Annotated in this window: 18 protein-coding genes and 3 pseudogenes; 11 read left to right on the top strand and 10 right to left on the bottom strand. The window is 65.0% G+C overall.

All coding sequences use genetic code 11. The features are described from left to right. Positions 1-82: 82 nt before the first annotated feature. Entirely contained in the window at positions 83-1,132 is a 1,050-nt protein-coding gene (locus K359_RS0115235; RefSeq protein WP_035976625.1) for a patatin-like phospholipase family protein, read from the top strand. Positions 1,133-1,135: 3 nt separating this feature from the next. Here the strand turns inward: K359_RS0115235 and K359_RS0115230 are convergent, their stop codons facing one another. Both K359_RS0115230 and K359_RS0115225 read right to left on the bottom strand, forming a co-directional pair. Then, entirely contained in the window at positions 1,136-1,564 is a 429-nt protein-coding gene (locus tag K359_RS0115230) for a CBS domain-containing protein (protein ID WP_029080119.1), read from the bottom strand. Between the two features lie 189 nt (positions 1,565-1,753). Next, positions 1,754-2,551, bottom strand: a complete 798-nt coding sequence (locus tag K359_RS0115225) for a rhomboid family intramembrane serine protease (protein WP_029080118.1) — start codon at positions 2,549-2,551, stop codon at positions 1,754-1,756. Positions 2,552-3,055: 504 nt separating this feature from the next. Here K359_RS0115225 and K359_RS0115220 point away from each other — a divergent pair. From K359_RS0115220 to K359_RS0115195, 6 genes and pseudogenes are all read left to right on the top strand, one after another. Beyond that, a complete protein-coding gene (locus tag K359_RS0115220; RefSeq protein ID WP_029080117.1) occupies positions 3,056-3,610 on the top strand; it encodes a PAS domain-containing protein in 555 nt (184 codons plus the stop codon). 141 nt (positions 3,611-3,751) lie between these two features. Further along, positions 3,752-5,486, top strand: a pseudogene (locus K359_RS52035) (adenylate/guanylate cyclase domain-containing protein). A 376-nt stretch (positions 5,487-5,862) separates the two neighbouring features. Next, positions 5,863-6,471, top strand: a complete 609-nt coding sequence (locus K359_RS0115210; RefSeq protein WP_029080116.1) for a lipopolysaccharide assembly protein LapB — start codon at positions 5,863-5,865, stop codon at positions 6,469-6,471. A 328-nt stretch (positions 6,472-6,799) separates the two neighbouring features. Beyond that, the gene (locus K359_RS0115205; protein ID WP_029080115.1) at positions 6,800-7,222 is read left to right on the top strand and encodes a cupin domain-containing protein; all 423 of its coding nucleotides are present in this window, start codon (positions 6,800-6,802) and stop codon (positions 7,220-7,222) included. A gap of 99 nt (positions 7,223-7,321) precedes the next feature. After that, positions 7,322-9,679, top strand: coding sequence for an Orn/Lys/Arg decarboxylase N-terminal domain-containing protein (locus K359_RS0115200; protein WP_029080114.1), 2,358 nt, complete (start codon positions 7,322-7,324; stop codon positions 9,677-9,679). An 18-nt stretch (positions 9,680-9,697) separates the two neighbouring features. After that, on the top strand, positions 9,698-10,258 hold the full coding sequence (locus K359_RS0115195) for a GNAT family N-acetyltransferase (RefSeq protein ID WP_029080113.1): 561 nt from the start codon (positions 9,698-9,700) through the stop codon (positions 10,256-10,258). 668 nt (positions 10,259-10,926) lie between these two features. On the opposite strand, the gene K359_RS0115190 is transcribed toward K359_RS0115195, so the two are convergent. Then, positions 10,927-11,148, bottom strand: coding sequence for a dodecin (locus tag K359_RS0115190; protein WP_029080112.1), 222 nt, complete (start codon positions 11,146-11,148; stop codon positions 10,927-10,929). Positions 11,149-11,395: 247 nt separating this feature from the next. Here K359_RS0115190 and K359_RS0115185 point away from each other — a divergent pair, with 247 nt between their 5' ends. After that, positions 11,396-11,977, top strand: a complete 582-nt coding sequence (locus K359_RS0115185) for an HdeD family acid-resistance protein (protein WP_029080111.1) — start codon at positions 11,396-11,398, stop codon at positions 11,975-11,977. 123 nt (positions 11,978-12,100) lie between these two features. Here K359_RS0115185 and K359_RS0115180 read toward each other — a convergent pair whose 3' ends face one another. Together K359_RS0115180 and K359_RS0115175 are read right to left on the bottom strand one after the other, a co-directional pair. Further along, positions 12,101-12,487 (bottom strand): hypothetical protein, encoded by a 387-nt coding sequence (locus K359_RS0115180; protein WP_029080110.1) that lies wholly within the window; start codon positions 12,485-12,487, stop codon positions 12,101-12,103. 203 nt (positions 12,488-12,690) lie between these two features. Beyond that, positions 12,691-13,431 (bottom strand): DUF4239 domain-containing protein, encoded by a 741-nt coding sequence (locus K359_RS0115175; RefSeq protein WP_029080109.1) that lies wholly within the window; start codon positions 13,429-13,431, stop codon positions 12,691-12,693. A gap of 178 nt (positions 13,432-13,609) precedes the next feature. Between K359_RS0115175 and K359_RS0115170 the strand changes: the two genes are divergently transcribed. Then, complete coding sequence (locus K359_RS0115170) at positions 13,610-14,554, top strand: ornithine cyclodeaminase family protein (protein ID WP_029080108.1); 945 nt, start codon at positions 13,610-13,612, stop codon at positions 14,552-14,554. 100 nt (positions 14,555-14,654) lie between these two features. Here K359_RS0115170 and coaA read toward each other — a convergent pair whose 3' ends face one another. The 4 genes from coaA to K359_RS0115150 form a co-directional block, all read right to left on the bottom strand. Beyond that, positions 14,655-15,587 carry a type I pantothenate kinase gene (gene coaA, locus K359_RS0115165; RefSeq protein WP_029080107.1) on the bottom strand — a complete coding sequence of 311 codons (933 nt, stop codon included), beginning with the start codon at positions 15,585-15,587 and terminating at the stop codon, positions 14,655-14,657. 130 nt (positions 15,588-15,717) lie between these two features. Further along, positions 15,718-17,976, bottom strand: a complete 2,259-nt coding sequence (locus K359_RS0115160; RefSeq protein WP_029080106.1) for a xanthine dehydrogenase family protein molybdopterin-binding subunit — start codon at positions 17,974-17,976, stop codon at positions 15,718-15,720. Further along, positions 17,973-18,455, bottom strand: coding sequence for a (2Fe-2S)-binding protein (locus K359_RS0115155; RefSeq protein ID WP_029080105.1), 483 nt, complete (start codon positions 18,453-18,455; stop codon positions 17,973-17,975). Before K359_RS0115155 ends, K359_RS0115160 begins: the two co-directional genes overlap by 4 nt. A gap of 4 nt (positions 18,456-18,459) precedes the next feature. Further along, the gene (locus K359_RS0115150) at positions 18,460-19,320 is read right to left on the bottom strand and encodes a xanthine dehydrogenase family protein subunit M (protein WP_029080104.1); all 861 of its coding nucleotides are present in this window, start codon (positions 19,318-19,320) and stop codon (positions 18,460-18,462) included. Positions 19,321-19,677: 357 nt separating this feature from the next. Here K359_RS0115150 and K359_RS0115145 point away from each other — a divergent pair, with 357 nt between their 5' ends. Beyond that, positions 19,678-21,288 carry an ABC transporter substrate-binding protein gene (locus K359_RS0115145; protein ID WP_029080103.1) on the top strand — a complete coding sequence of 537 codons (1,611 nt, stop codon included), beginning with the start codon at positions 19,678-19,680 and terminating at the stop codon, positions 21,286-21,288. A 62-nt stretch (positions 21,289-21,350) separates the two neighbouring features. Here K359_RS0115145 and K359_RS52030 read toward each other — a convergent pair. Then, a pseudogene (locus K359_RS52030) lies at positions 21,351-23,360 on the bottom strand (SPFH domain-containing protein). A 569-nt stretch (positions 23,361-23,929) separates the two neighbouring features. Here K359_RS52030 and K359_RS52025 point away from each other — a divergent pair. Then, positions 23,930-24,247 (top strand): annotated as a pseudogene (locus K359_RS52025) (IS5 family transposase); the annotation flags it as partial.

The following is a 24,247-nucleotide window of genomic DNA, read 5'->3' as shown; positions in this document are numbered from 1 at the left end:
CTGCGGGGAATAACCATGAAAATGGACGACGCTGGCGCAGCCCTGCTGCGCGGCCTAGTCTTGCGCTGGCAGGAGATTTGTCGTGTTGGATAGCTGGATGGGCCGAGGCCACAAGAGCTCCGACGGCCCCGACAAGGTAGGACTGGGAACGGTTCGCCGGCCGGTGATCGGGCTTGCGCTCGGCGGCGGCGCCGCACGCGGCTTTGCCCATATCGGCATCATCAAGACCCTGCTCGCCCATGGCATCGTCCCCAACGTCGTGGTCGGCACCTCGATCGGCTCGGTGGTCGGCGGCGCCTATGCGGCCGGCCATATTGACACTTTGGAGAAATGGGCCCGCAGCCTGCAGCCGCGCAGCGTGCTCGGCTACCTCGACATCCGCCTCAACGGCTCCGGCCTGATCGGCGGCGCCAAACTGGCCGCCGAGATCGAGGGCGCCCTCGGAAAATCCATGATCGAGGACCTCGCCGTCAAGTTCGCAAGCGTCGCGACCGAGGTCCGCACCGGCCACGAGATCTGGCTGACCCAGGGGCCCCTGGTCGACGCCATGCGCGCCTCCTACGCCCTGCCCGGCATCTTCGCACCGGTCCTGATCGGCGACCGCTGGCTGGTGGACGGCGCGCTGGTCAACCCGGTGCCGGTCTCGGCCGCGCGTGCGCTCGGCGCCGAGATCGTGATCGCGGCGAACCTTTCCAGCGACGTGTTCGCGCACTCGACCACGATCTACAATCACGGCGCGACGGCCCCGGCCCCCGAAGTGACGGTCGCGGTGACCGCCGAGGCAGAAATCGAACCGGAGCCGCCGAAGCGGCGCTTCGGCCGCTTCTTCTCGGCCGAACGCACTGTGAAACGGGAGTTTTTCGGCAGCGCCAGCCGGCCCGGGATCTCCAGCGTGATGGTCGACGCCTTCAACATCATGCAGGACCGCATCACCCGCGCGCGCCTCGCCGGCGATCCGCCCGACATGCTGATCTCGCCGCGGGTCGGCCAGATCGGCTGGTTCGACTTCCACCGCGCCGACGACCTGATCGCCCACGGCATCCGCGCCGCCGAGCGCGCCATCGGCGCGATCGAGGAAGCGATCGAGATCTTGGCGCCGCCGTCGACCGGCGCCGGCACGTCAGGGAAATAGCACTCAGGCGGTCTTGATGTAGTCGCGCAGTGCTTCCTGCTCGTGCTCGTATTCCTGCACGCGGCGCTTGACGACGTCGCCGATCGAGATCAGCCCGACCACCTTGCCGTCCTCGACCACAGGGAGATGGCGGAACTTGCCGGTGGTCATCACCTCCATGAGGCCGCTGACAGTGTCAGACTCGCGGCAGCTCACGACCTTCCTGGTCATCACCGCGCTCACCGGCTCGTCCAGCGCACCCGCGCCGCGCTCGCTGAGAACGCGGACGATGTCGCGCTCGGACAGGATACCCTCCATGCGGCCCTGCTCAATCACCAGTACCGCACCGATCTTGCGCTCGCCGAGCAGCTTGACCGCGGCCGAAAGCTTCGCGCCGGGCGCGACGCTCATCACCTGATGGCCCTTTGCATCGAGAATGGAACGTACCGTCATTGTCGTCTCCCTGAATCCGTCGGCGGCCCTCTCGAGGAGGTCGCGCCTGTTCGCCAGAGTCTTCAATCAACAGTTCCGCGCCGATTTCGGTTCCGGGGCGCGGTCAGTAGCAGGGCTCTATCTGTCGGCCCGCTTTGTTTCTGCGTCGCAAAGATGATGGAGGAATTCGATCCGAGCCGCAAGCGGCGATCAGACGCGCCCCGACTGATCCAACGACGACGCATCTGCAGCATCGTCCCGCGCGCGCGGGACCGGATCGAACAGCGAGAACAGCAATAGCCCGGCGAGGAAGCCGCCGATATGGGCCTGCCAGGCGACGCTCGCGCCCTCACCGCCGAGCGACAGCGAGGTGGCGCCGAACAGGATGTTGACGCCGAACCAGATCGCCAGGAACGCGAGCACCCGTCCGTTGCGCAGCGCCCGCCACAGCGACAGCGCAGGCACTTTGGCGGCCGCCTCGGCGTCGCCCCGGTTGAACGACAGGAAGCTGCCCTTCACGAAGGCGAAGCGGATCGCCGCCGCCATCGTGCCCGACACCGACGCCGATGCACCGATCATCGGCGCGATCGCGTGCTCATGGGTCAGCAGGTGCGCGAGCGCGCCCGCGGCCGCCGTCACCGCCATGAAGACGAAGAAGCGCAACGCGCCGAAGCGCCGCGCCAGCGCGCTGCCGAACGGCAGCAGCCACAGCACGTTGAAGGCGATGTGGGTGAGGTTGGCATGCAGCAGCGAATAGGTGACGAAGGTCCAGACCTTGGCGCCGTCGCCGCCCGGGAAGGTGATGTCGAGCAGCGTCGAATCGTAGCGCTTCGGGATGAAGCCGAAGACGTCGATGGTCCAGTTTTCCATCTCCGGCGGCAGCAGCACCCGCAGATGGATCACCGCGATCAGGAGGATGTAGGCGGTGAGCGCCGGCGGCAAGGTCAGGATCGGCTCGCGCGGCGCCTCCGGCGGCGGCGCGAGCGGGGATTCGGGATGGGAGTCCAAGGGGTCGGCGACCTCGCATGCGGCGGTGAATCAGAGATAGGCGGCTTTGACACCACTGTGCAAGTGCACAATCCCGAAATCGGACACCCGCTGTCGCGCGGCGCGAAAATTGAGGCAAAAGAGCTCGAGACAAAAGAAAAGGGAGGACGCTGAGAACGTCCTCCCTGATCGGCTGATCTTCTCGTGTCCCAGAGGGATCGGGAGGACATCCCCACCCCTCCCCGCACGATGACCAAGCTGTTTGACGCCACCTGTGTACCAACCACGCCGGCGCTTGGGGCAGCCGGCGAACGGGAACGCGCGGACCCTACTCGGAGGTTCCACGGGCGCCAAGGACATAGTTAAATTTACGTTAACAACACAAAGCTGCCGATAAGCCGCCCGAAGCACGGCCGCGGCATGGACGCTGCACAGCCTTCCCTGCACAACAGAGAAGGGAAGGCGCCTGAGCAAAACCGGGACAGATGTGTCCCGCCGAGACAGGCGCCGGGCAAGGTTCTTTAGATGAAACACAGCTCCAGCCGCGAGTACTTCGCTTATTGGAATGCGAAGCGCGGCACCGCCCGTGCACCTGACCGGAGTGAGTTTGAGCCGTCCGCGGTGCGCGAGCTGCTGTCCGACATCTTCGTGCTGGCCTATGACGGCGAAACCCGCTTTCCGTTCCGCGTCGCCGGCACACGCACCTCCGCCCTGCTCGGCTGCGACCTCAAGAACCGCAGTTTTTCCGCCCTGTTCACCGATACCAGCCGCGGCGAGATCGAAGACATCATCACCTGCGTCGTTGAAGAGACCCTGCCGGCCATCGCCGGCGTCACCGCCACGACCGAGACCGGGTCCAAGGCGCATCTTGAGTTGCTGCTGCTCCCCTTCACCGCCCGCGTCCATACGCCGGCGAGCCTGACCGGCCTGCTCGCCCCGTTCGAGGACGATGTCACCCGGCTGCGCGACCTGGTGCTGACCTCGTGGCGTTACCTGCATCCCCAGGAACGGTTTGTGCCACGGGCCCTGCGCAAGCTCGCGATCGCCCGCGGCCTGATGGTCTACGAAGGCCTGCGCTAGCCCCGCGCCCCGAACCGGGCCCGGGGACAAGAACGGGATAGCGGGTGCCGGTCGCTTGCACCGCAGCCCGCGGAACTCTATTAGCTGTTTCGCCGCCACGGCGGGATACACCCGCTTGTTACAGCTGCGGCCGGGCCGGGCATGTTTCGAAATTCGATCAGGCAGAAGATCGTCGGCATCGCCACGGGGCTCATCATCCTCGCGGTGATCACCTCGCTGCTGTCGATGGTGATGGCGGGTCAGGTCGGCCATCTCCTCGACGAGCTCACCAACCGCTACATCCCCGCCTACGGCCATCTCGCCCGCGTCAACATCCGCGCGCTGGAGCGGTCTTTGGCGATGCGACGCATGATGATGGCGAAGATGCAGGCGCCCGGCGAAGAGAGCGGCTACGACAGCGCGCGCAAGACCTTCGACGAGATCGAGCCGCTGATCAAGCGCGAGGCGGATGCCGCGCGGGTGCTGATCGACGCGATCATCGCCGATCCCTCGACCCCCTCCGACAATGCCGCGCTCGGACGTCTCGATGACCGCATCGACAATGCCGTCAACGACCTCCTGATGCGCTTGAACGCGGAGAACAAGACGCTGCTCGAGCAGCTCGACGCCAAGGACTTTACGGCCGCGCGCCAGACCACGCTCCGCGCCGACGCCCTGCGCGACGAGTTCAACAGCCGGATCGAGGGGCATCCGAGCCGACATGCTGGCGCAGGTTGGCTCGGCGGCGGCCAAGGTGATGTCCGCCCAGCAACGGGCGATCATCATCTCCGGCGTCGTCACCGCGATTGCCGCGATCCTCGGCTTCGTGTTCGCAATGCTGGTCGGCAGCGGCATCACACGCCCGGTGATGCGCCTGCTGGAGGGCACCCGCGAGGTCGAGGCCGGCCGCCTCGACGGCGCCATCGCCATCACGACCCAGGACGAGATCGGCCAGCTCTCCGCCGCCTTCAACCGCATGATCGAGACGCTGCGCCACAACCAGCGCATCCGCGAGACCTTTGGCCGCTACATCAATCCGCGGATCGCGGAGGGTCTGCTCGAACAGCCGGCGATCGCCGCCACCGAAGGACAGCGCCGCATCATGACGGTGATGTTCTGCGACATGAAGGGCTTCACCAGCCTGAGCGAAGGCGTGACGCCAAGCGGCCTCGTCAAGATCATGAACCTCTATCTGTCGACGATGTCCGCGCCGGTCCATGCGCATCGCGGCATCATCGACAAGTATATCGGCGACGCCATCATGGCTTATTGGGGAGCCCCCTTCGTCGAGGAGGCCGAGCAGACCCATCTGGCCGCGCTTGCCGCCATCGACATGATCGGCCAGGTCAGCCAGCTGCGCAAGGATCTGCCCGAACTGCTCGGCGTGCGCGCGATCCCGACCGACTGCGATATCCGGATCGGGATCGCCACCGGCGAGGCGCTGGTCGGCAGCATCGGCTCCGAGTTCATGATGAGCTACACGGTGCTCGGCGATACCGTGAACCTCGCCTCGCGGCTCGAAGGCGCCAACAAGTTCTACGGCAGTCGCAGCCTGATCTCGGAGGCCACCGCCACAGCCTGCGCCGCGACTATCGAGCTGCGCGAGATCGACCGTCTCGTCGTGATGGGCCAGAGCCAGCCGGTCGCAGTGTTCGAGATCATCGGCAAGAAGGACGAGCTGACGCCGGCGCAGACCGAGTTGCGACAGCACTACGCGGATGGTCTTGCCGCCTATCGCGAGCGGCGCTGGGATGACGCCGAGCAAGCTTTCACTGCCGCGCTGGCTGCGGTGCCGGGCGATGGGCCGTCGATCGCCATGAAGACGCGTGTCGCAGGCTTCATGCAAAATCCGCCGGCCGCGGATTGGGACGGCGCCTGGCATATGGAGCAGAAGTAGCGACGGTTGTCGCCCGCATGAGCCGACGGGTCGCGCGAATGCGCACCCGATCACAGGCTCCGCGATATGCGGCGAAGAGAGACCCCGGATATCGCTACGCTCATCCGGGCTACACGCGTTGACGCTGGCTCGCCCTTCGCACAGACCTCGCACGACCGGCGCAATTCTAACACCGATGTTAGTTTCGACTCCGCCGTTCGATGGTGCGAACAACACACTCGGCCGGCACCCACGTGCGGGCGCGACGTCCTGAAGCGACAGTGCGATTGCCGCATCGGCTGTCACGGACAATCTTTCAGAACGAGCGGAATGTCTCCCGCGATCGGGAGTTAGTGCTTCTGAACAACGACTGTCCACGTCGAATCGGGAGGTGTGCATGATCAAGTCACCGATGAAGCTCGCAATGCTTGCGGCATTTCTGACAGCGCCGATCATCCTGTTTCCGCCGCAGACTGCCGTCGCGGCCGGCGGAGGTGGTGGAGGCGGAGGCGGCGGCGGAAATCCCTACGGATCGAGCTACGACACGCCGGCGCCGTCCTATCCTCAGGATAAAGGCCGGAAGAACACGCACCGGGCCAAGAAGCCGACCAAGCAATCCGGCTTCGACGATCCGGCATTCCGCGACGCCTATCGCGCGGCCTATGCGACGATCTACGAACGCAACGACTACGCCGCCGCGATTGATCAGCTGCACGCGCTCGGCCGCGACGATCATCCGAACGTCGCCAATCTGATCGGCTATTCCTATCGCAAGCTCGGCGACTACAAGCAGTCGCAAGTCTGGTACGAGCGCGCGCTGAAGGCCGATCCGAACCACGTGCTGACGTGGAACTATTACGGCCTCTGGCAGATCGAACAGGGCAACCGCGATCAGGCGCAATACCACCTGAGCCGCATCGCCGAGATCTGTGGCACCGGCTGCGAGGAGTATCGCACGCTGGCGGCGGCGCTGGAGAAGCCGCCGGGCACGAATCTGGTCTACTGAGCGCGCCGGCGTGTAGCATGTAGCCCGCATGAGCCAACGGGTCGCGCGAAGTGCGCGCCCGATGACAGGCTGCACGACATGCGGGGAAGGACCGCCCCGGATGTCGCTGGCGCTCATCCGGGCTACCAGTTGCGGCGGACACGCCGCTTGTGCGCGGACATCCGCGTGTCCGGTTTTGCGGAATTGCGCCATTTCGATTGATGTCTTCGCCGGCTAGCTTCCGCGCGATCCAACGGATACGTCGAGACACTGACACGCCCGCCGAGCGCGATTCGCCTCGCCGCACACCATCCGCTATCGTGGCCCGCGAACCACACGCGAGGACACCATGCCCGAACTGATCGATATTGGCGCGCTGCGGCTCAAATTCCTTGAGAGCAAGGACACGACCGGCGGCAGCATTGACCTGTTCGAGATGACGCTGGCGCCGAATGCACGAATGCCGATCCCGCATTATCACGAGAGCTGGGACGAGACGATCTACGGCCTGTCCGGCGTCTCGACCTGGCGGGTCGACGGCAAGGACATCGACCTCGCTCCCGGCGAGACCGTCTTCATCAGGCGCGGCGTCGTGCACGGTTTCACCAACCGCTCGAACGGACCTGCGACCTGCCTGTGCCTGCTGAGCCCCGGTGCGCTGGGCCCACAATACTTCAAGGAGATGGCCGCGCTGATGGCCGGCGGCGCCCCCGATCCGGCGAAGATGAAGGAAACGATGCTGCGCTACGGCCTGGTGCCCGTGGCCGGGTAACATGTGGATTATTCGCTTCGCTGGGGCCACCCCACCCTCTGTCATCTGATTGTCATGAATTGTGCCGACAGGTTCGGCTGACGAGTTTCGGGGACACGCATGGACTATTTCAAACGCTTCAACTTCCTGTTCGCCGCGCCGGTGTTCGAGGCCGACGACCTCGAGGGCATCCGCTTCAACCAGATCATCGCCGAGATCGAGCGCTCCGGCTTCGAGGTGGTGCGCGCCCGCAAGCTGGAAGACGCCGAGATCGCGGTGCAGACCGATGCCGCGATCGGCTGCATGGTGGTCGACTGGGGCAAGAAGGGACTTGAAGGCAAGACCGCGGCGCTGATCAACCTGATGCGCCGGCGCGGCCTCGACTTCCCGATCATCCTGCTGATCCGCCGCAAGCGGTTCGAGGATCTGCCGGTCGAGGTGCTCGACTTCATCGACGGCTATGTGTTCCTGTCCGAGGAAACCCCGCCCTTCATCGCCAAGAACCTGATCTCCAGGCTCAAGCAGTATGCCGAGAACCTGAAGACGCCGTTCTTTGGCGCCCTGGTCGACTATGCCGAGGAAGGCAACCAACTCTGGACCTGCCCGGGCCATAATGGGGGCGTGTTCTACAGCCGCAGCCCGATCGGCCGCGTGTTCGTCGAACATCTCGGCGAAGCCGTGTTCCGCGACGACCTCGACAATTCCGTGCTCGACCTTGGCGACCTGCTCACCCATGAGGGGCCGGCGCTGAAGGCGCAGAAGGAGGCGGCGCGGATCTTCGGCGCCGAGAAGACCTATTTCGTGCTCAACGGCACCTCGACCTCCAACAAGGTCGCGCTGGGATCGCTGGTCACCGACGGCGACCTCGTGCTGTTCGACCGCAACAACCACAAGGCCGCGCATCACGGCGCGCTTTTGATCGGCGGCGGCATCCCGGTCTATGTGCCGACGGTGCGCAACGCCTGGGGCCTGATCGGCCCGATGCGCTGGGACCTGCTCGACGAGGGGAGCTTGCGCGACCACATCCGCAAGCACCCGCTGGTCAAGGACGAGGACGCCTGGAAGAAGGAACGCCCGTTCCGCGTCGCCGTGGTCGAGCAGTGCACCTATGACGGCACCATCCACTCTGCGGAGATGATCCTGAAGCGGATCGGCCATCTCTGCGACTACATCCTGTTCGACGAGGCCTGGGCCGGCTTCATGAAATTCCACCCGATCTATTCCGGGCGCTTCGCGATGGGGCTGTCGGATCTCGGCCCCGAGGCACCCGGCATCATCGCCACCCAATCGACCCACAAGCAGCTCGCGAGCTTCTCGCAGGCCTCGCAGATCCACATCCGCGACCGCCACATCAAGGGCCAGAAGCGCCGCGTCGAGCATCGCCGCTTCAACGAAAGCTTCATGCAGCACGCCTCGACCTCGCCGTTCTATCCCATCTTCGCCTCGCTCGACGTCGGCGCGCAGATGATGAAGGGCCGCTCCGGCGAAGTGTTGTGGGACGATACGATCCGGCTCGGCATCGAGCTGCGCAAGAAGATCCGTGCCGTCAAGCGCGAGTTCGAGGAGAAGGAGACGCGCGCGGAGCGGCGCTGGTTCTTCGAACCTTTCGTGCCCGATCGCGTCATGATCCCGGACGTCGCGCGCGAGAACGGCGTGCACAATGTCGCCTGGGAGACGATCTCGACCGATCAGCTTGCGACCAATCCGTCCTACTGGCAGCTCAACCCCGGCGAGGCGTGGCACGGCTTCCCCGAGCTGACGGCGGGCTTTGCCATGACCGACCCCAACAAGCTCACATTGCTGACGCCCGGCTTTGACCATGCCACCGGTGCCTATGCCGACCACGGCATCCCTGCCCCCGTGGTGGCGCAATATCTCCGCGAGAACCGCATCGTTGCCGAGAAGAACGACCTCAACTCGCTGCTCTTCCTGCTCACGCCTGGTGTCGAGGCCAGCAAGGCCGGCACGCTGGTGTCCGGGCTCGTCGCCTTCAAGAAGCTGCACGACGACAACGCGCTGGTCGAGGACGTCATCCCCGAATTTTTCCGTCGCCGCCCCCAACGCTACACCGGGGTTCGGCTGCGCGACCTCTGCGGCGACATGCACCGTTTCTTCCGGGACGGCGGCGTCAGCACGCTGCAGGCCAAGCAATTCCTGCCCGAACATCTCCCCGAGATCGCGATGTCGCCGCGCGAGGCGGCGCAATATCTGATCCGCAACGACGTCGACTACCTGCCGATCGACCAGATTTTCGGCCGCATCGCCGCGACGCCGTTCGTGGTCTACCCGCCCGGCATTGCCACCATCGTGCCCGGCGAGCGGCTGTCGGAACGCAGCAAGCCGATGATCGATTACTTGCGGATGTTCGAGGCGAGCTTCAACGCGTTTCCGGGCTTCGAGGTCGAGGTCCAGGGCATCTACAAGGAGATCGACGATTCCGGCCGCGTCCGCTTCTACACCTATGTCGTGTCCGAATAGGCGAACGGACGCAGCGCAATGGAGAATGATCACAAGATCACCGTCCGTCCCTCGCGCGACAGCGACGTCGACGCGATGCTGTCGATCTATCGGCACCATATCCGCCATGGCATCGACGAGAGCGTCGACGATACCGGCACGCCCGAGCCCGACGATCTGCGCGACCGCCGCAAGAATCTGCGCAACACCCGCCTGCCGCATCTGGTCGCCGTGTGCGACGGCGAGGTGGTCGGCTACGCCTATGTCGTGCAGTTCCGCAAGCGCCCGGCCTATCGCTACACGGTGAAGCATTCGATCTATGTGCATCATCGATTCACCGGCAAGGGCGTCGGCGGGCGGCTGCTGCAGGAATTGGTCGACACCTGTGCCGCGGCCGGCTTCCGCCAGATGATCGGCTACATCGACGCTGACAACGCCGCTTCGCTGGCACTGCACGACCGCTTCGGCTTCGTCCGCGTCGGGCACTTGCCGGGTGTCGCCTATCGCTACGGCCGCTGGTCCGACACCGTGATGGTGCAGCGCTCGCTCGCCGCCGGCGCCACCGCACCGCCCCCGCCCGCACCGCTGTCGCGAAGGTGATGGGGACAAGGCTTTATCAGCGTCATTGCGAGCGAAGCGAAGCAATCCATTCTTCGGCATATGCGGGGCGATGGATTGCTTCGTCGCTTTCGCTCCTCGCAGTGACGGGGATGGCTCGGTTTACATTTCAAACAGCGATGTCATCACCCGCGCATGCGGGTGATCCAGTATTCCAGAGAGGTCCGTGCTTGAGCCGAGAGGCCGCGGCGTACTGGATCGCCCGGTCGAGCCGGGCGATGACAGCGTGGGTGGCGATACAGCTTCGCGTTCTCGCGACATGATTTGCCCGAGCTTTGCTCTTCGTTTCGCCTCCTCTTGAACAGAGGGAAAGCCGGGTGCCGATCGCACCCATGGGCTCTGTGCGCGTGAGGGAGGCACTAACGGAAGGGTTCCCTCTCCCCTTGCGGGAGAGGGTTAGGGAGAGGGGTGCCGCTTGCCCCGTTGCCGATGGTGGACGAAGACAACACGCGACCCGCCCAGCGCGATGGCTGAAGGAACGCCACTCAATCTCTAACACCGCATTCGGGCCCCCCTCTCCCCACCCTCTCCCGCAAGGGGAGAGGGAGCCCGAGATGCGTGCTCACCTCACCTTCATGGCAAAGCGATACAGTTCAGCGGTCCACGCTTTGCGTGGACCGCTAGCCACGGACTGCATGCGAACAAGCCGCCTATTCCAGCGTGAAGCCGACCCGCAGCGTCACCTGATAGTGCCGGACCTTGTTGTCTTCGATATGGCCGCGCGTCTGCACCACCTCGAACCATTTCATCTCGCGGATCGTCTTCGACGCGCGGGTGACGGCGTTCTCGATCGCTGCCTCGATGCTCTTGTCCGATGATCCGACCAGTTCCAGGATTTTGTAGGTGTGATCCATGTCGTGCGTGGTGGGCATGTCGACCTCCTTGGGTGGATGCGCGATCCGGACAATCTGCTCTCCGATCCGGACAGTCCGTTGTCCGATGCGGACCTCTCGTCGTCAAACCGACGAATGCTGCGCGGCAACACATCGATTGATTTGAATCAACGTCTCCGGTCGGCTTTGGTGCCACCATGCATTTCGTGCCACCCCGGGCACCTGACCTTGTCCGCGCCTTCACCTATGGTAGCATGGTTTTGGTTCAGCATTCGGGAGCGATACGATGTCCACCGCCTCCAGCTCACCCGCTACACCTCCTCACAGCCTCGGATCCGGGCTTGCCAACCTTCGCGCGAAGTGGGGCTGGATCGTCGCCCTCGGCGTGATCTATCTGATCGCAGGCGTGCTCGCCTTCGGCAGCGTATTCTTCGCCACCGTCGTCAGCGTGCTGTTCGTCGGCATCATGATGATCGTCGCGGGCGCCACCGAGATCGTCAACGCGTTCCAGTTCAAATCGTGGGGCAAGTTCCTGTTCTGGCTGCTGCTCGGCGCGCTCTATGTCGTGGCGGGCTTCATCACCTTCGAGAACCCCCTGCTCGCCGCGGCGACGCTGACGCTGTTCCTCGGCATCGCGCTGGTCGTCTCCGGCATCGTCCGCATCTTCCTCGCCTTCGGCATGAACTCGGCGGCGCCGTGGGGAATGGTCGCGATCTCCGGCCTGATCACGCTGGTGCTCGGCGCCATGATCCTGGCGCGCTGGCCGGTGTCGAGCCTTTACGTGCTCGGCATCTTCCTCAGCGTCGATTTGATCTGCGCCGGCGTCAGCTGGATCAGCATGGGCATGGCGCTGAAGAGCAGGACGTAGGCACCCTCTTCGCGTCAGATCTTAGGACGGGTTGGCGATAGCGTAACCCGCCACAAAATCTCACGCGCGGAGAGAGGGCGGGTTACGCTTGCGCTAACCCGCCCGACGAACCTGCAAAAATCCTCAGGGCTGCGCGAGGTGCCAGGCGCCGTTGAGAAAGCCGTCGCCGGTGATGTCGCCGGCCTTCTGGTCCTTGGCGAAGGTATAGAGCGGCTTGCCCTTGTAGGCCCACTGCTTGGAGCCGTCGTCACGCGAGATGATGGTGTAGCCACCTTCGGCCTTGTCGCTGGCTTCCGCCTTCAGCACCGGCCAATTGGCCGCGCACGGGCCGTTGCAGGCCGACTTGCCGTCAGCGTCCTTGTCGAAGGTGTAGAGCGTCATCCCCTTGGCGTCGGTCAGCACCGAGCCCTTTGCCGTCGTGCCGGTCTTGGTCGGCGGCGCGGCAAAGGCGGCGGACGCGAGCGCGAACGACATGGCGGTGGCGAGTGCGAGCGAGATCGATGTCTTCATGATGTCTCCTTTTCGAATGCAAATGGCTTGCATGCGTAAGGACGCCCGACGCCGCACCATATTCCGCTTGCGGTGCGCGAAGAATTTTCGGCCGCGCGAAGGACGTGAGCGGAATAAAGCCGAGAGCGCGTGCCGATACCGCTAGCTTCCTGTTTGACGCGTTTTCTTCACGCGAACCGGTATCCACTTCGCTCGAAAACGCTCTACCGCCTGATCTCCTCGGCGGCGCGCACCAGCGGGCGGTCGGAGAGCTGGATCGGGCCGGAGAACGGCGTGCTCATTTCGAGGATCAGGTAGATCGCGGCCGAGATCAGCGCCGCGGCGGCGATGTAGGTCGCGATCACCACAGCGTTGCGCGGCGCGCGGAAGCCGAGCGTCGCGAACATCAGTGTCAGCCACCCGACCAGGATGCAGATCAGCGGCGACGGGAACGAACCGTCGGACTGCTCGACGAAGGTCCAGCGCTGCTGCACCGCCTGCCGGTAGACCGACCTTGCGTCGTTCCACAGCGCGACCTTCTGCTCGTCGTCGAAGCGCAGCTCGCGGAGGCTGGTGCCGACCTCGTCGAGCAGATGTTCGGACACCTCGCTCGCCCGCGAGATCGGCACGTCCTTGAGCACCTGCTCGACATAGGCGAGCAGCCGGCGGCGCGGCTCGTCGGCGCTGGGGCCGAGCGGCCGCAGGCCACGGTCGAGCAGGATGATGTCGGTGGCGAACACATGCAGGTTGCGGTCGACCGCCACATAGGTGTTGGCGGCGCTGTTCATCATCAGCCCGAGCAGCAGCGACGGCATGGTGACGAACAGCGTCGCGACCAGACGCACCGAGGTGTTGGTCTCGTCGCTGCGATGATGGTCCTTGAGCCGGGCATGGATCGCCATGGTCCCAAGCGCGGCGCCGCTCAACAGCATGAAAATCAGGATAGCGACGACGACTGCAACCACGGCTTGCAAAGACCTGCGAGAGAATCAGTCAGCAGGATAGCAAGTGACGGGCGGCGGCGCATGTCCGGTTGACTGGCCTTGTTGACTAACCTTGCCCACACGCTATCCAGTCCAGACCGGTTTTTGGCGCGCCGGTCGCGCCTGGGCGGAGCGCAAGGGCGCCCTGGGAGAGCAACACGTGCATATTGTCGACGACAACGAGGTCAACCGCGTCCTGACCTTTCCGATCCTGATCGAGGCGATCGAGGCCGCGCACCGGCGGCCGAAGATAGCGGTAAGGGACGGCTATCTCGGCGACGACAAGGGCCAGCAGCTGGTCACCCGCAGCGCGGTCGATGCCGGCCGCTTCATGATGACCAAGCTGTACACCAGCTTTCCGGGCAACCTCGCGCATGGCAAACTGCCGACCGTGCAGGCGGTCTGCGTGCTGTTCGACGGCGATGACGGGCGGCCGCTCGCGGTGATGGACGCCGCCGAGATCACCCATTGGAAGACCGCCGCGGATTCCGCGCTGGGGGCCAAACATCTCGCCCGGCCCGATGCCGAGACGCTGCTGGTTGTCGGCGCCGGCGAGATGGCGCACTGGCTGGTGCGCGGGCACCGCACGGTGCGGCCGCAGCTGAAGCGGGTGCGGATCTGGAACCGGACCGTGGAGCGCGCGCAAGAGCTGGCGACGCTGCTGGAGGCCGACGGCATCGCCGCCGATGTTGTCACCGACCTCGACGCCGCAACTCGCGAGGCCGACATCATCACCACCTGCACCCGTTCGCGCGAGCCGCTGGTCAAGGGCGCCAATTTGCGGCCCGGCACCCATCTCGATCTGGTCGGCGGCTTTACCCCGGAGACCCGGGAATCCGACGACGAGGCGGCGCGCCGTTCACGCGTGTTCGTCGACCGTCGGGAGTCCGCCTTCGACGGCGTCGGCGACATCCTGCAGCCGATCAAGAGCGGCGCGATCAAGGAGAGCGACGTGCTCGGCGACCACTACGACCTCGCGAGCGGTGCGGTCAAAGGCCGGCTCTTAGCCGACGACATCACCTTCTTCAAGAACGCCGGCGGCGGGCATCTGGATTTGATGACCTGCGAGACGGTGTTTCGTCAGTTGGGGAAGGAGTTGCGGTAAGCATCGCTGCCGTAGGGCAGGTTAGCGAAGCGTAACCCGCCGCAACTCGACGTAACGGAGCAATGGCGGGTTATGGCTTCGCCTAACCCGCCCTACACTCCTACGTCTCCCGCAACCAGATCTCACCGATCGAATGGTCGGCGCGCTTGCGCAGCACGACATCGGCGCGGGTCCGCGTCGGGTGGATGTTCTCGCGCAGATTGGCGCGGTGATGCTCGCGCCACAGCCGCTCCGCGACCTCGCGCGCGTCGCCGGGCGGCAGGTCCCGGTAATGGTGGAAATAGGAGGCGGGGTTCCGGAACGCCGTCGGCTGCAATCTGAGGAAGCGCTCGACATACCAGGTCTGGATGTCGGCCTCGTCGGCATCGAGGTAGATCGAGAAGTCGAAGAAATCCGACACCACCACCGGCGCCGTACCGCGCGCCAGCAGCACATTGAGGCCCTCGAACACCAGGATGTCCGGCTGCTGGATGACCTGACGTTCCGACGGCACGATATCGCCGATCAGATGCGAGTAGAGGGGCAGCTCGAGCTCGCGTTCGCCCGCTTTGACGGCAGCGAGAAACCGCAGCATCCGCGGCAGGTCGTAACTCTCGGGAAAGCCCTTGCGCCGCATCAGGCCGCGCTCCTCCAGCACGGCGTTGGCATGCAGGAAGCCGTCGGTGGTCACCAGCTCGACCCGCGGATGATCCGCCCAGCGCGCCAGCAGCGCGCACAGCACGCGGGCAAAGGTGCTCTTGCCGACGCCGACGCTGCCGGCCAGCGCGACAATGTAGGGCGAAGCGCGCGCCGGCCGGCCGAGAAACTCCGCCTTGACCTGCGCGAGGTTGCGCGCCGCCGCGAAATGCAGGTTCAAGAGGCGGGTGAGCGGCAGATAGACATCGGCAACTTCGGCAGCATTGATCGGCTCGTTCAAGCCGCGCAGCGCCGCGAGATCAGCGTCCGACAGCGTCAGCGACGTGCTGGCGCGCAAGGCCGCCCAATCGCCGCGGCCGAACACCATATAGGCGGAGAGCTCGTCGGGGTGGGCCATTCTCATCCGTTCAGGGTGAGCTTGATGCATCCCGGCGATCTTGCCGAGGCGAAGCCGGAGACGTCAATGGCCGTTGTTCGGAACGGAATCGTAGGGCGGGTTACGGTTAGCGTAACCCGCCCTACGCTCCCTACTCCGCGGCCTGCTGCGTCGGCGCATCGAGTGCCGCCGAGACTTTCGGTGGCGACATCGGCAGGCTGTAGAAGCGTTTGCCCAGCGCGTTGTGCACGGCGTTGGCGACGGCGGCCATCACCGGCACCAGCGGCACTTCGCCGACGCCCTTGACGCCCTGCGGATGCTTCGGGTTCGGCACCTCGACGAGTGCGCAATCGAGCATCGGCAAGTCGGAGCAGACGGGCATGCGATAATCGAGGAAGCCCGGATTATCGACCTTGCCGTCCTTGTTGTAGATGTACTCCTCGTTCAGCGCCCAGCCGATGCCCTGCGCGACGCCGCCTTGCAGCTGGCCCTCGACATAGCTCGGATGCACGGCGCGGCCGACATCCTGCACGGCGGTGTAGCGGATCACCCTGACGATGCCGAGATCGACATCGACCTCGACGTCGCAGATATGCGTGCCGAAGCCGCCTTCGGCTCCTTGCGTGTTGAGCTGCACGCTGGCGCCGATCGGGCCGCCCTGCGACGGCGCCTTCTCGGCAAGATCCGCGAGCGTCAACGGCTCGAACTGGCCGGCATTCGGGCTCACCGGATGCGCGGCGCCGTTCTCCCACTTCACGGCTTCAGGATCGATCTCCCAGATTTTTGCCGCGCGCTCGCGCAAGGTCGCGATCACCTTGTCGGCTGCCTGCGTCACCACCATTGCGGAGGCAAACAGCACGCGGCTGCCGCCGGTGAGGTTGGAGAAGCCGACCGTCTGGGTGTCGCCGATGATGACGGAGATCCGCTTGTAGTCGATGCCGAGCAGCTCGGCGCAGATGTTGGCGATACCGGCGCGCGAGCCGCCGATATCGGGATGCCCCGTCGTGACGACGACGTTGCCGTCCTCGGTGATGTTGACCTGCGCGGAGGACTCGCCGCCGGCATTAAACCAGAAGCCGCTCGCGACACCCCTGCCCTGATATTTGCCGAGCGGCGCGGCGTAATGCGGATGGTTCCTGGCGGCTTCCAGCGTCTCGATATAGCCGATGCGCGGGAACACCGGGCCGTGCGCCGCCTTGGTGCCTTCCTTCGCCGCGTTCTTCAGCCGCAGCTCCAGCGGATCCATCTTCAGCGCCTCGGCAAGCTCGTCGAGCACGCATTCCACCGCATAGGCGCCGATCGGCGCGCCTGGCGCGCGATAGGCCGCGACCTTGGAGCGGTTGGAGCAGACGTCAAACCCTTCCGACAGCACATGCGGAATTTCGTAGGGCGCAAAGCTGCAACCGACCGCGCCGCGGATCGGCGAGCCCGGGAAGGCGCCGGCCTGCAGGTAGAAGCTGCCGTGGGCGGCGACGATGGTGCCATCCTTGTTCGCGCCGATCCTGACCGTGCTCTTGGAGCCCGAGGTCGGTCCGGTGGCGCGCATCACCTCCTCGCGCGTCATCACCATCTTGACCGGGCGGCCGGACTTCTTGGCAAGCATTGTCGCGAGCGGCTCGAGATAGACGATGGTCTTGCCGCCAAAACCGCCGCCGATCTCGGCGGGGATGGCGCGGATATCGTTCTGCGGGATGCCGGTCAGCATCGAGGTCATCGCACGCACCATGAACTGGCCCTGGCTCGACGACCAGATCGTGGTCTTGCCGTCGGCGGCAACCGAGATCAGGCAGGCATGGGGCTCGATATAGCCCTGGTGCACCGGGCGCGTGGTGAAGGAGCGCTCGATCACAACATCGGCGTCCTTGAAGCCTTGCGCGATATCGCCCTTTTTGGATTCGATCCGGCCCATGATGTTCGAGGGCTTGCCGTCGAATTTGTTGAACTCGTGCAGGATCGGCGCATCAGGCTTCATCGCGTCGTCGATCTCGATCGCCCAGGGCAACACCTCGTAATCGACCTCGATCAGCTGGCAGGCTTCGGCTGCGATCGCTTCCGTGGTCGCGGCGACGGCGGCGACGGGATGGCCGGGGAACAGCGCCTTGTCGCGCGCCATCACGTTGCGGCACATCCAGCGCATGTCCTGGATGCCGAGCATCACGGCGCCCTTCTCGATTCCGAAGTCGACGATGTCGCGCGAGGTGACGACCGCCTTGACGCCGGGTAGCCGCTCCGCCTTCGCGGTGTTGATCGACCTGATCCGGGCATGCGGATGCGGGCTGCGCAGCACCTTGCCCCAGATCATGCCGGGCATGGTGGTGTCGGCCGCAAACGCCGCGCGGCCCGTCACCTTGTCGACGCCATCGGGCCTGATGGTGCGCTGGCCGATCCATTTGTTGTTGACGACGTTCATCGAGCAGTCTCCCGCATTTCAGCCGCGGTCTCCATCACCGCGCGGACGATCTTGTCGTAACCGGTGCACCGGCAGAGATTGCCGGCAAGCCAGAAGCGGACTTCGTCTTCGGTTGGATTGGAATTCCTGGCGAGCAGCGCCTCGGAGGCGACCAGCATCCCCGAGGTGCAGATGCCGCACTGGAGCGCGGCATGCTCGAGGAATTTCTGCTGCAGGGGATGCAGCTCGCCGCCCTTGGCCATGCCCTCGATGGTCCTGATTTCATGGCCCTCGGCCTCGGCCGCGAGCATCAGGCAGGAGCAGACCAGGCGGCCGTCGAGCGTAATCGAGCAGGCGCCGCAATCGCCGGAGGCGCAGCCCTCCTTGGAGCCGGTCAGCGCCAATTGCCCGCGCAAGGCGTCGAGCATGGTCTCATAGGGCTCGCACAGGAATTCGACCGGCTCGCCGTTGACCGAGGTGGTGACGTGCAGTTTCGCCATGGTGCTAGTGTCCTCCGGCGCGCTGGGCGGCGATCGCGGCGGTGCGCTTGAGCAGCACGCCGGCGGTCTTGATGCGATAGGCGATGGTGCCGCGCTTGTCGTCGATCGGACGGCAGGCGGCACGGCATGCAGCGGCGGCGGCCTCCAGCGCTGTAGCGTCGAGTTTCGAGCCGATCAGCGCCTTTGCTGCCGGTTCAACCAGCAGCACAGTCGGCGCCACCGCGCCGAGGCCGATGCGGGCCGCAGTGCAAACGCCGTCCTTCAAGGTCAGGCTGACGCCGATGCCGACCACCGCGATATCCATCTCGGTACGCGGGATCATCCGCAGGTAAGCGTCGCCGGAGCCCGCAGGCCGCGGCGGCAGCGCAAAACTGACGAGGATCTCGCCCGGCTTGAGGTTGGTCCGTCCCGGCCCGGCCGGCACGTCCTCGACCTTGATCTCGCGGCGGCCATTCGGGCCCTGCACCGTGACGATTGCGCCCGCCGCGATCATCGCCGGCACGCTGTCGCCGGCCGGCGAGCCGTTGCAGAGATTGCCGCCGGCGGATGCGCGGCCCTGCACCTGCTTGGAGCCGATCAGGTTCACGGCCTCGAGCACGCCGGGCCAGACCTTGCCGAAGCGTGCGTGCTCGGCGAGCTCCATGCCGGAGACGGCAGCACCCACGCGGAAACCGCCATCGGCGGCCTCAGTAATCTCGGTCATCTCGCCGATCTTCTTGATGTCGACGATCAATCCCGGCCGCACCAGGCCGGCGCGCATTTGCACCAATAAGTCGGTACCGCCTGCCATAATGCGGGCGGCACTCCCGGCGGCAGCAAATGCGCCAATCGCTTCATCAAGCGTGCGCGGTGCTACGTATCGGATATCGGTCATGTGGCTTTTCTGGACTCCCTCGGCTGCTTGTTCCCATAATTCGCGGGCGTGTGGCCTTATTGCTGGCCAGCAGATCGCAAGCCTACACGGCAGAGCACGCTCCGAACAGCCGTCGAGGTGCGGTGGAAAGCGCAGGCTCCTATGCAGGATGCGCGCTTGCGCGGCCCCGGCGCAGCCCGCGCCGAAGCGGCGGTCATGGAACGTTCACGTCCAAAGCCCCGGCGAACCCGGCTTGTGCGCATCCGAGACGGGCGGCATGGGGCTTGCTTGCGTTGAGCAGCGGATTGGTGAAGCATGCCGGCCGCTGTGGCATGCGTGCCGGCGCAACGACAAATCGGGAGACGGCGAATGGTCGATGTTTCGCGCAGAACGCTCCTCAAGCTCGCGGCCAGCGTGCCGCCGGCAATCGCGGTCCCGGCCATCCTCCCATCGCGCGCGATCGCCGCGGCCAAGGGCAAGACCATCACCGCGGTGATGCATTCGGACCTGCGCATCATCGATCCCGGCTTCACCACCGCCTACATCACCCGCGACCATGGCTACATGGTCTACGACACGCTGCTCGGCATCGATGCGAGCTTCAAGGTCCGGCCGCAGATGGCGGAGTGGACGATCTCCGACGACAGGCTCACCTACACCTTTACGCTGCGCGACGGACTGAAATGGCACGACGGCGCGCCTGTCACGGCGGAGGACTGCATCGCCTCGCTGAAGCGCTGGGCCACCAATGACGGCACGGGACAGAAGCTGATGGACTTCACGGCGGCGCTCGAGGCCGCCGGACCCAGGACCATCGTGCTCAAGCTGAAGGAGCCGTATGGCCTGGTGCTGGAGAGCATCGCAAAGCCTTCCTCCTATGTCGCGTTCATGATGCCGAAGCGGCTCGCCGAAACGCAGCCGGGCAACCAGATCGCCGAACAGATCGGCTCCGGCCCGTTCAAGTTCTTGACCGCCGAATTCCAGCCGGGCGTCAAGGCGGTCTACGAGCGCAACGCCGATTACGTGCCGCGCAAGGAGAAGCCGGAATGGACCTCCGGCGGCAAGGTGGCGAAGGTCGATCGCGTCGACTGGATCACGATGCCCGACGCACAGACCGCGATCAACGCGCTGCAATCCGGCGACATCGATTTCCTGGAGCAGCCGTCGATCGACATGGTGCCGGTGCTCGAGACCAATCCCGACCTGACCGTGGCCGTGCTGAACAAGTTCGGCTTCCAGATCGAAGGCCGGATGAATTTCCTGCACCCGCCGTTCGACAACCCCAAGATCCGCCGCGCCGCGTTCCTGGCGATGAACCAGAAGGACGTGCTCGACGCCACCGTCGGCAATTCCAAATATTACGAGATCTGCGGGGCCTTTTTTGCCTGCGACACGCCGCTCGCTAGCGACGCCGGCGCGGAGACGCTGATCAAGGGCAACGGCATGGCCGAGGCCAAAAAGGCGCTCGCCGCCTCGGGCTATGACGGCACGCCGGTCGTGATCATGATCCCCGGCGACGTGCAGACGCTGAAGGGACCGCCGACCGTCGCGGCGCAGCTGTTGCGCGCGGCCGGCTTCAACGTCGACGCGCAGGTGACGGACTGGCAGACCGTGGTCAGCCGCCGCGCCAGCCAGAAGCCGCCGAAGGAAGGCGGCTGGAACATGTTCTTCACCTTCACGGGCGCCACCGAAACGATGAACCCGATCGTCAACAACCAGATTGCCGCGAACGGCAAGCGCGCCTGGTTCGGCTGGCCGGAGAACGCCAAGATCGAGCAGATGCGCGACGCCTTCGCGCGCGCGACCGCCCCTGAAGCCCAGAAGCAGCTCGCAGTCGACATCCAGACGGAGGCCTATGAGCAGGTGATCTATATCCCGCTCGGCCAGTTCCGGATGCCGAGCGCCTGGCGCAAATCACTGACCGGCGTGCTGGACGGTCCGGCGCCGCCGGTCTTCTGGAACGTCGACAAGACCGAATAGAACCGGCGGCGCGATTTTTCGCGCCGCCCCACCTCTCCCCGACGGGGAGAGGTACCTGCGCGTCACTGGCCGTTGGTCCGGCGCGCGGCCTTTGGCGCCTCGTCCTTCAGCTTCTCCAGCGCGCCGGGCATCATCTGCCCGAACATCGAGCTCAGCATCGCGGTCGGAATCAACCCTGCATTGCTGTTCTCCTGCGCGGCGCCGCCCGACATCAGGAACTGCGGCACCAGCGGCTGGTTGATCCGGGTCAGCGCGTCGGCGAACTTCGCGAAGTTCTGCTCGGCCAGCCGGTACTCCGGCCCGCCATAGGCATCGACCGACAGCTTGGTCGCCTGCGCGTTGGCGGTGCCGACCGCAAGCACCCGGTCAGCCTCGCCCTGGCCTTCGAGCCGCGACTGCTCGCCGACCGCGGCCGCCGTCACCTTCCTCGTTTCGGCATCCTTCTGCGCACGGGCGAGCGCGGCCGCGCCCTCGTTCTCGTTGACCTTGACCTGGATCAGCGATTGCGTCAGCGCCGACTGCGCCGCCGCCGTCGCCTTGGCCTCGTTGAGCGTGCGCTCCTGCACCGCGGCCTTCTCCTGCTCCTGATAGGTCTCGATCTGCTCGCGCGCGATCTGGCGCGAGCGCAGCTGGATCAGGATGTTCTCGATGGTGTGGTCGCCGGCGGCGGCGCGCGGCGTGCCAATCAGGACCTCCTGGAGGTCGAGCGAATAGCCCTCGAACTTCGCCTTCATCACCCGCGCCGATTCCTCCTGGATCGCGGCGCGGTTCTGCAGCAGTTCGATCAGCGTCATCTTCTGCGCGATGTTCTTGAAGAACGCGCTGACCATCGGGTCGAGCGTCTGCTCGACCAGCTTCTTCACGTCGCCGAAGCGCTGGATGATCATCGGCGCCTTCTTGTAGTCGATATGCATCACCACCGAGAGCGGCAGCGTCGGCTCGAACGCGTCCTTGGTGATCAGCGATATCTCCGACAGGTTCTAGTCGAGCTTCATCGAACCGACCTCGCCGCGCACCCATTTCAGGATGAAGTTGACGGTCGGGATGATCTCGATCTTGCCGGCATAGGTGTTGAAGGCGTATTTGCCCGGCAACAGCGGGTCCTTCCAGACGCCACGGCCGCCGTTGAGCACCAGCTCGCCGTGGCGATACTGCTCGCCCGAAACGTCGTCGGTGCGCGGGCCGGTATAGAAGATCACGACGCCGACATTGCCGACCGGGATCACCGTCTTCGGCACCGCCTCGACGGTCGCGAACAGGCGGTTGATGTACCAGGTGCCCTCGACGATCACCTGCAGCTGCCGGCCGCGATAGCCGCCGCCGCGCAGGAATTTCTCGGGCTCCTGGAAGTTGTTGTGGAACGTCTCACCGTCGCGCAGCTCGGTGCCGACCTCCGGCGCGATGATCTCGCCCGGAGGCAGCGACGGGCCGTCATGCACGGTGACGATGCCGACCAGATCGTGATCGGCCGCCAGCACCACCGGCGCAAAGCCCCAGCGCTCGGTGATCGTGAGCTGCATACCCTCGAGCACGCCGCGTTCACGCTCGCTCAGCGCGTGGCCGTAGACGCGCTCGTCGGTAATGATCGCGAACTGGGTGGTGTTGATCGCATAGGTGCCCTCGCGCAGCACCTTGCGCTGCGGGCCCTTCTGGCCGTCGCCGAGCAGGAAGCGGCGCACGTCCTGGAAGTCCGATTTGTCCTCGGTATCGTTGGCACCGAGCACCTGCGACGACTCCAGCGCCGCGCCGTCGCGCGCGAACACATAGGCGATCTTGCCCTGGCCGACGGTCACGAGATCCGAGCGGTGAATCCGGTACATGAAGGGAAACAGCACATGCAGGCCGCCGCGCAGCACTTCGGGCTCGTAGCCGGCCTCGCCGTTCAGCGCGATGAAGCCGTCGTCGATCGAGCCCTTCAGCGACCACAGCTTTTCGACGATACCGACCTGATTGTTGGGAATGTAGCGAAACACGTTTGATACGCGCAGCAGGATCACACATGCGACCGCTGCAGCGATCCAAATGGCAGGCTGGGTTAAACCTGAACCATTAAGAAAACCGAGGAAGTCCATAGGTCCATCTCCACAATTCGCAACTGGGCGGTTTGGGAGCCCAAACCTGCACACCCAAGAATTGCGGTGCGGAAGTGTGGTGCGCGGCTTTATCCGCGCAAGGCGGTGAATATTGTTCGCTCGGCCAATCTTTTTTTGATGACGGGATGAACCGCCGATCGAGTCGCGTGACATCGATTGGCGCGATCAATTTGCTGCGATTGCATATCGTTCGCAGCGCGCCGGCGCGCCGCGCTTGACACGGCGATGGCGCGCAAAGGGCTCGCTTTCCCGGACGATGAGCTCACGCCTTTACAGGAACGTGGTTCGTTGATCAGCCGGGAATATTTCCACGCCGCTTCGGGCAAAACGCCCAACGACATCGCGGGACCGCCTGCGCGTGCCAATGCTATGGAGTCTGTTCGCTGAACCGGCGCGTCGCGAGAGCCGGCATGGAAGCACGCAGATTCTACCACGAGGGAATGCTTGCGCGGCAGCAGGCTGCCGAGAGCCGGCGCCTAGGTGGTGTGGACTCTAGGGATTCCTTTTTAGGAGCAAATCAGATTCAAAGCTGCTTTTGGGAGGCAGTCTTGGGTGTGATGGAGCGGTTGGTTTTGAGCGATGCGGCGTGGGAGCGGATGGCGCCGCTGATCATCGGTCGGCCTGACCAGAAGGGCTCAACGGGACGCGACAACCGGATGTTTGTGGAGGGCGTACTTTGGATCGTGCGTACAGGCTCTCCCTGGCGTGACCTTCCGGAGGCGTTCGGCGACTGGCGTGTTCCGGCGCTTTAGCCGGTGGAGCATCAAGGGAGTTTGGGCACGGATTTTCGAGGCGATGTCGGACGATCCGGACTTCGAATATCTGATCGTCGACTCCACCATCGTCCGGGCGCATCAGCACGCCGC

Origin of the sequence: Bradyrhizobium sp. th-b2, assembly GCF_000426785.1 — a bacterium.
Lineage (GTDB): Bacteria > Pseudomonadota > Alphaproteobacteria > Rhizobiales > Xanthobacteraceae > Bradyrhizobium > Bradyrhizobium septentrionale.
This window is presented reverse-complemented; position numbering and strand designations above follow the sequence as displayed.

Coding starts and splice junctions, on each gene's coding strand:
- K359_RS0115230 (WP_029080119.1), bottom strand. CDS start 1,564: ATGACGGTACGTTCCATTCTCGATGCAAAGGGCCATCAGGTGATGAGC.
- K359_RS0115220 (WP_029080117.1), top strand. CDS start 3,056: ATGAAACACAGCTCCAGCCGCGAGTACTTCGCTTATTGGAATGCGAAG.
- K359_RS0115210 (WP_029080116.1), top strand. CDS start 5,863: ATGATCAAGTCACCGATGAAGCTCGCAATGCTTGCGGCATTTCTGACA.
- K359_RS0115205 (WP_029080115.1), top strand. CDS start 6,800: ATGCCCGAACTGATCGATATTGGCGCGCTGCGGCTCAAATTCCTTGAG.
- K359_RS0115200 (WP_029080114.1), top strand. CDS start 7,322: ATGGACTATTTCAAACGCTTCAACTTCCTGTTCGCCGCGCCGGTGTTC.
- K359_RS0115195 (WP_029080113.1), top strand. CDS start 9,698: ATGGAGAATGATCACAAGATCACCGTCCGTCCCTCGCGCGACAGCGAC.
- K359_RS0115190 (WP_029080112.1), bottom strand. CDS start 11,148: ATGCCCACCACGCACGACATGGATCACACCTACAAAATCCTGGAACTG.
- K359_RS0115185 (WP_029080111.1), top strand. CDS start 11,396: ATGTCCACCGCCTCCAGCTCACCCGCTACACCTCCTCACAGCCTCGGA.
- K359_RS0115180 (WP_029080110.1), bottom strand. CDS start 12,487: ATGAAGACATCGATCTCGCTCGCACTCGCCACCGCCATGTCGTTCGCG.
- coaA (WP_029080107.1), bottom strand. CDS start 15,587: ATGGCCCACCCCGACGAGCTCTCCGCCTATATGGTGTTCGGCCGCGGC.
- K359_RS0115160 (WP_029080106.1), bottom strand. CDS start 17,976: ATGAACGTCGTCAACAACAAATGGATCGGCCAGCGCACCATCAGGCCC.
- K359_RS0115155 (WP_029080105.1), bottom strand. CDS start 18,455: ATGGCGAAACTGCACGTCACCACCTCGGTCAACGGCGAGCCGGTCGAA.
- K359_RS0115145 (WP_029080103.1), top strand. CDS start 19,678: ATGGTCGATGTTTCGCGCAGAACGCTCCTCAAGCTCGCGGCCAGCGTG.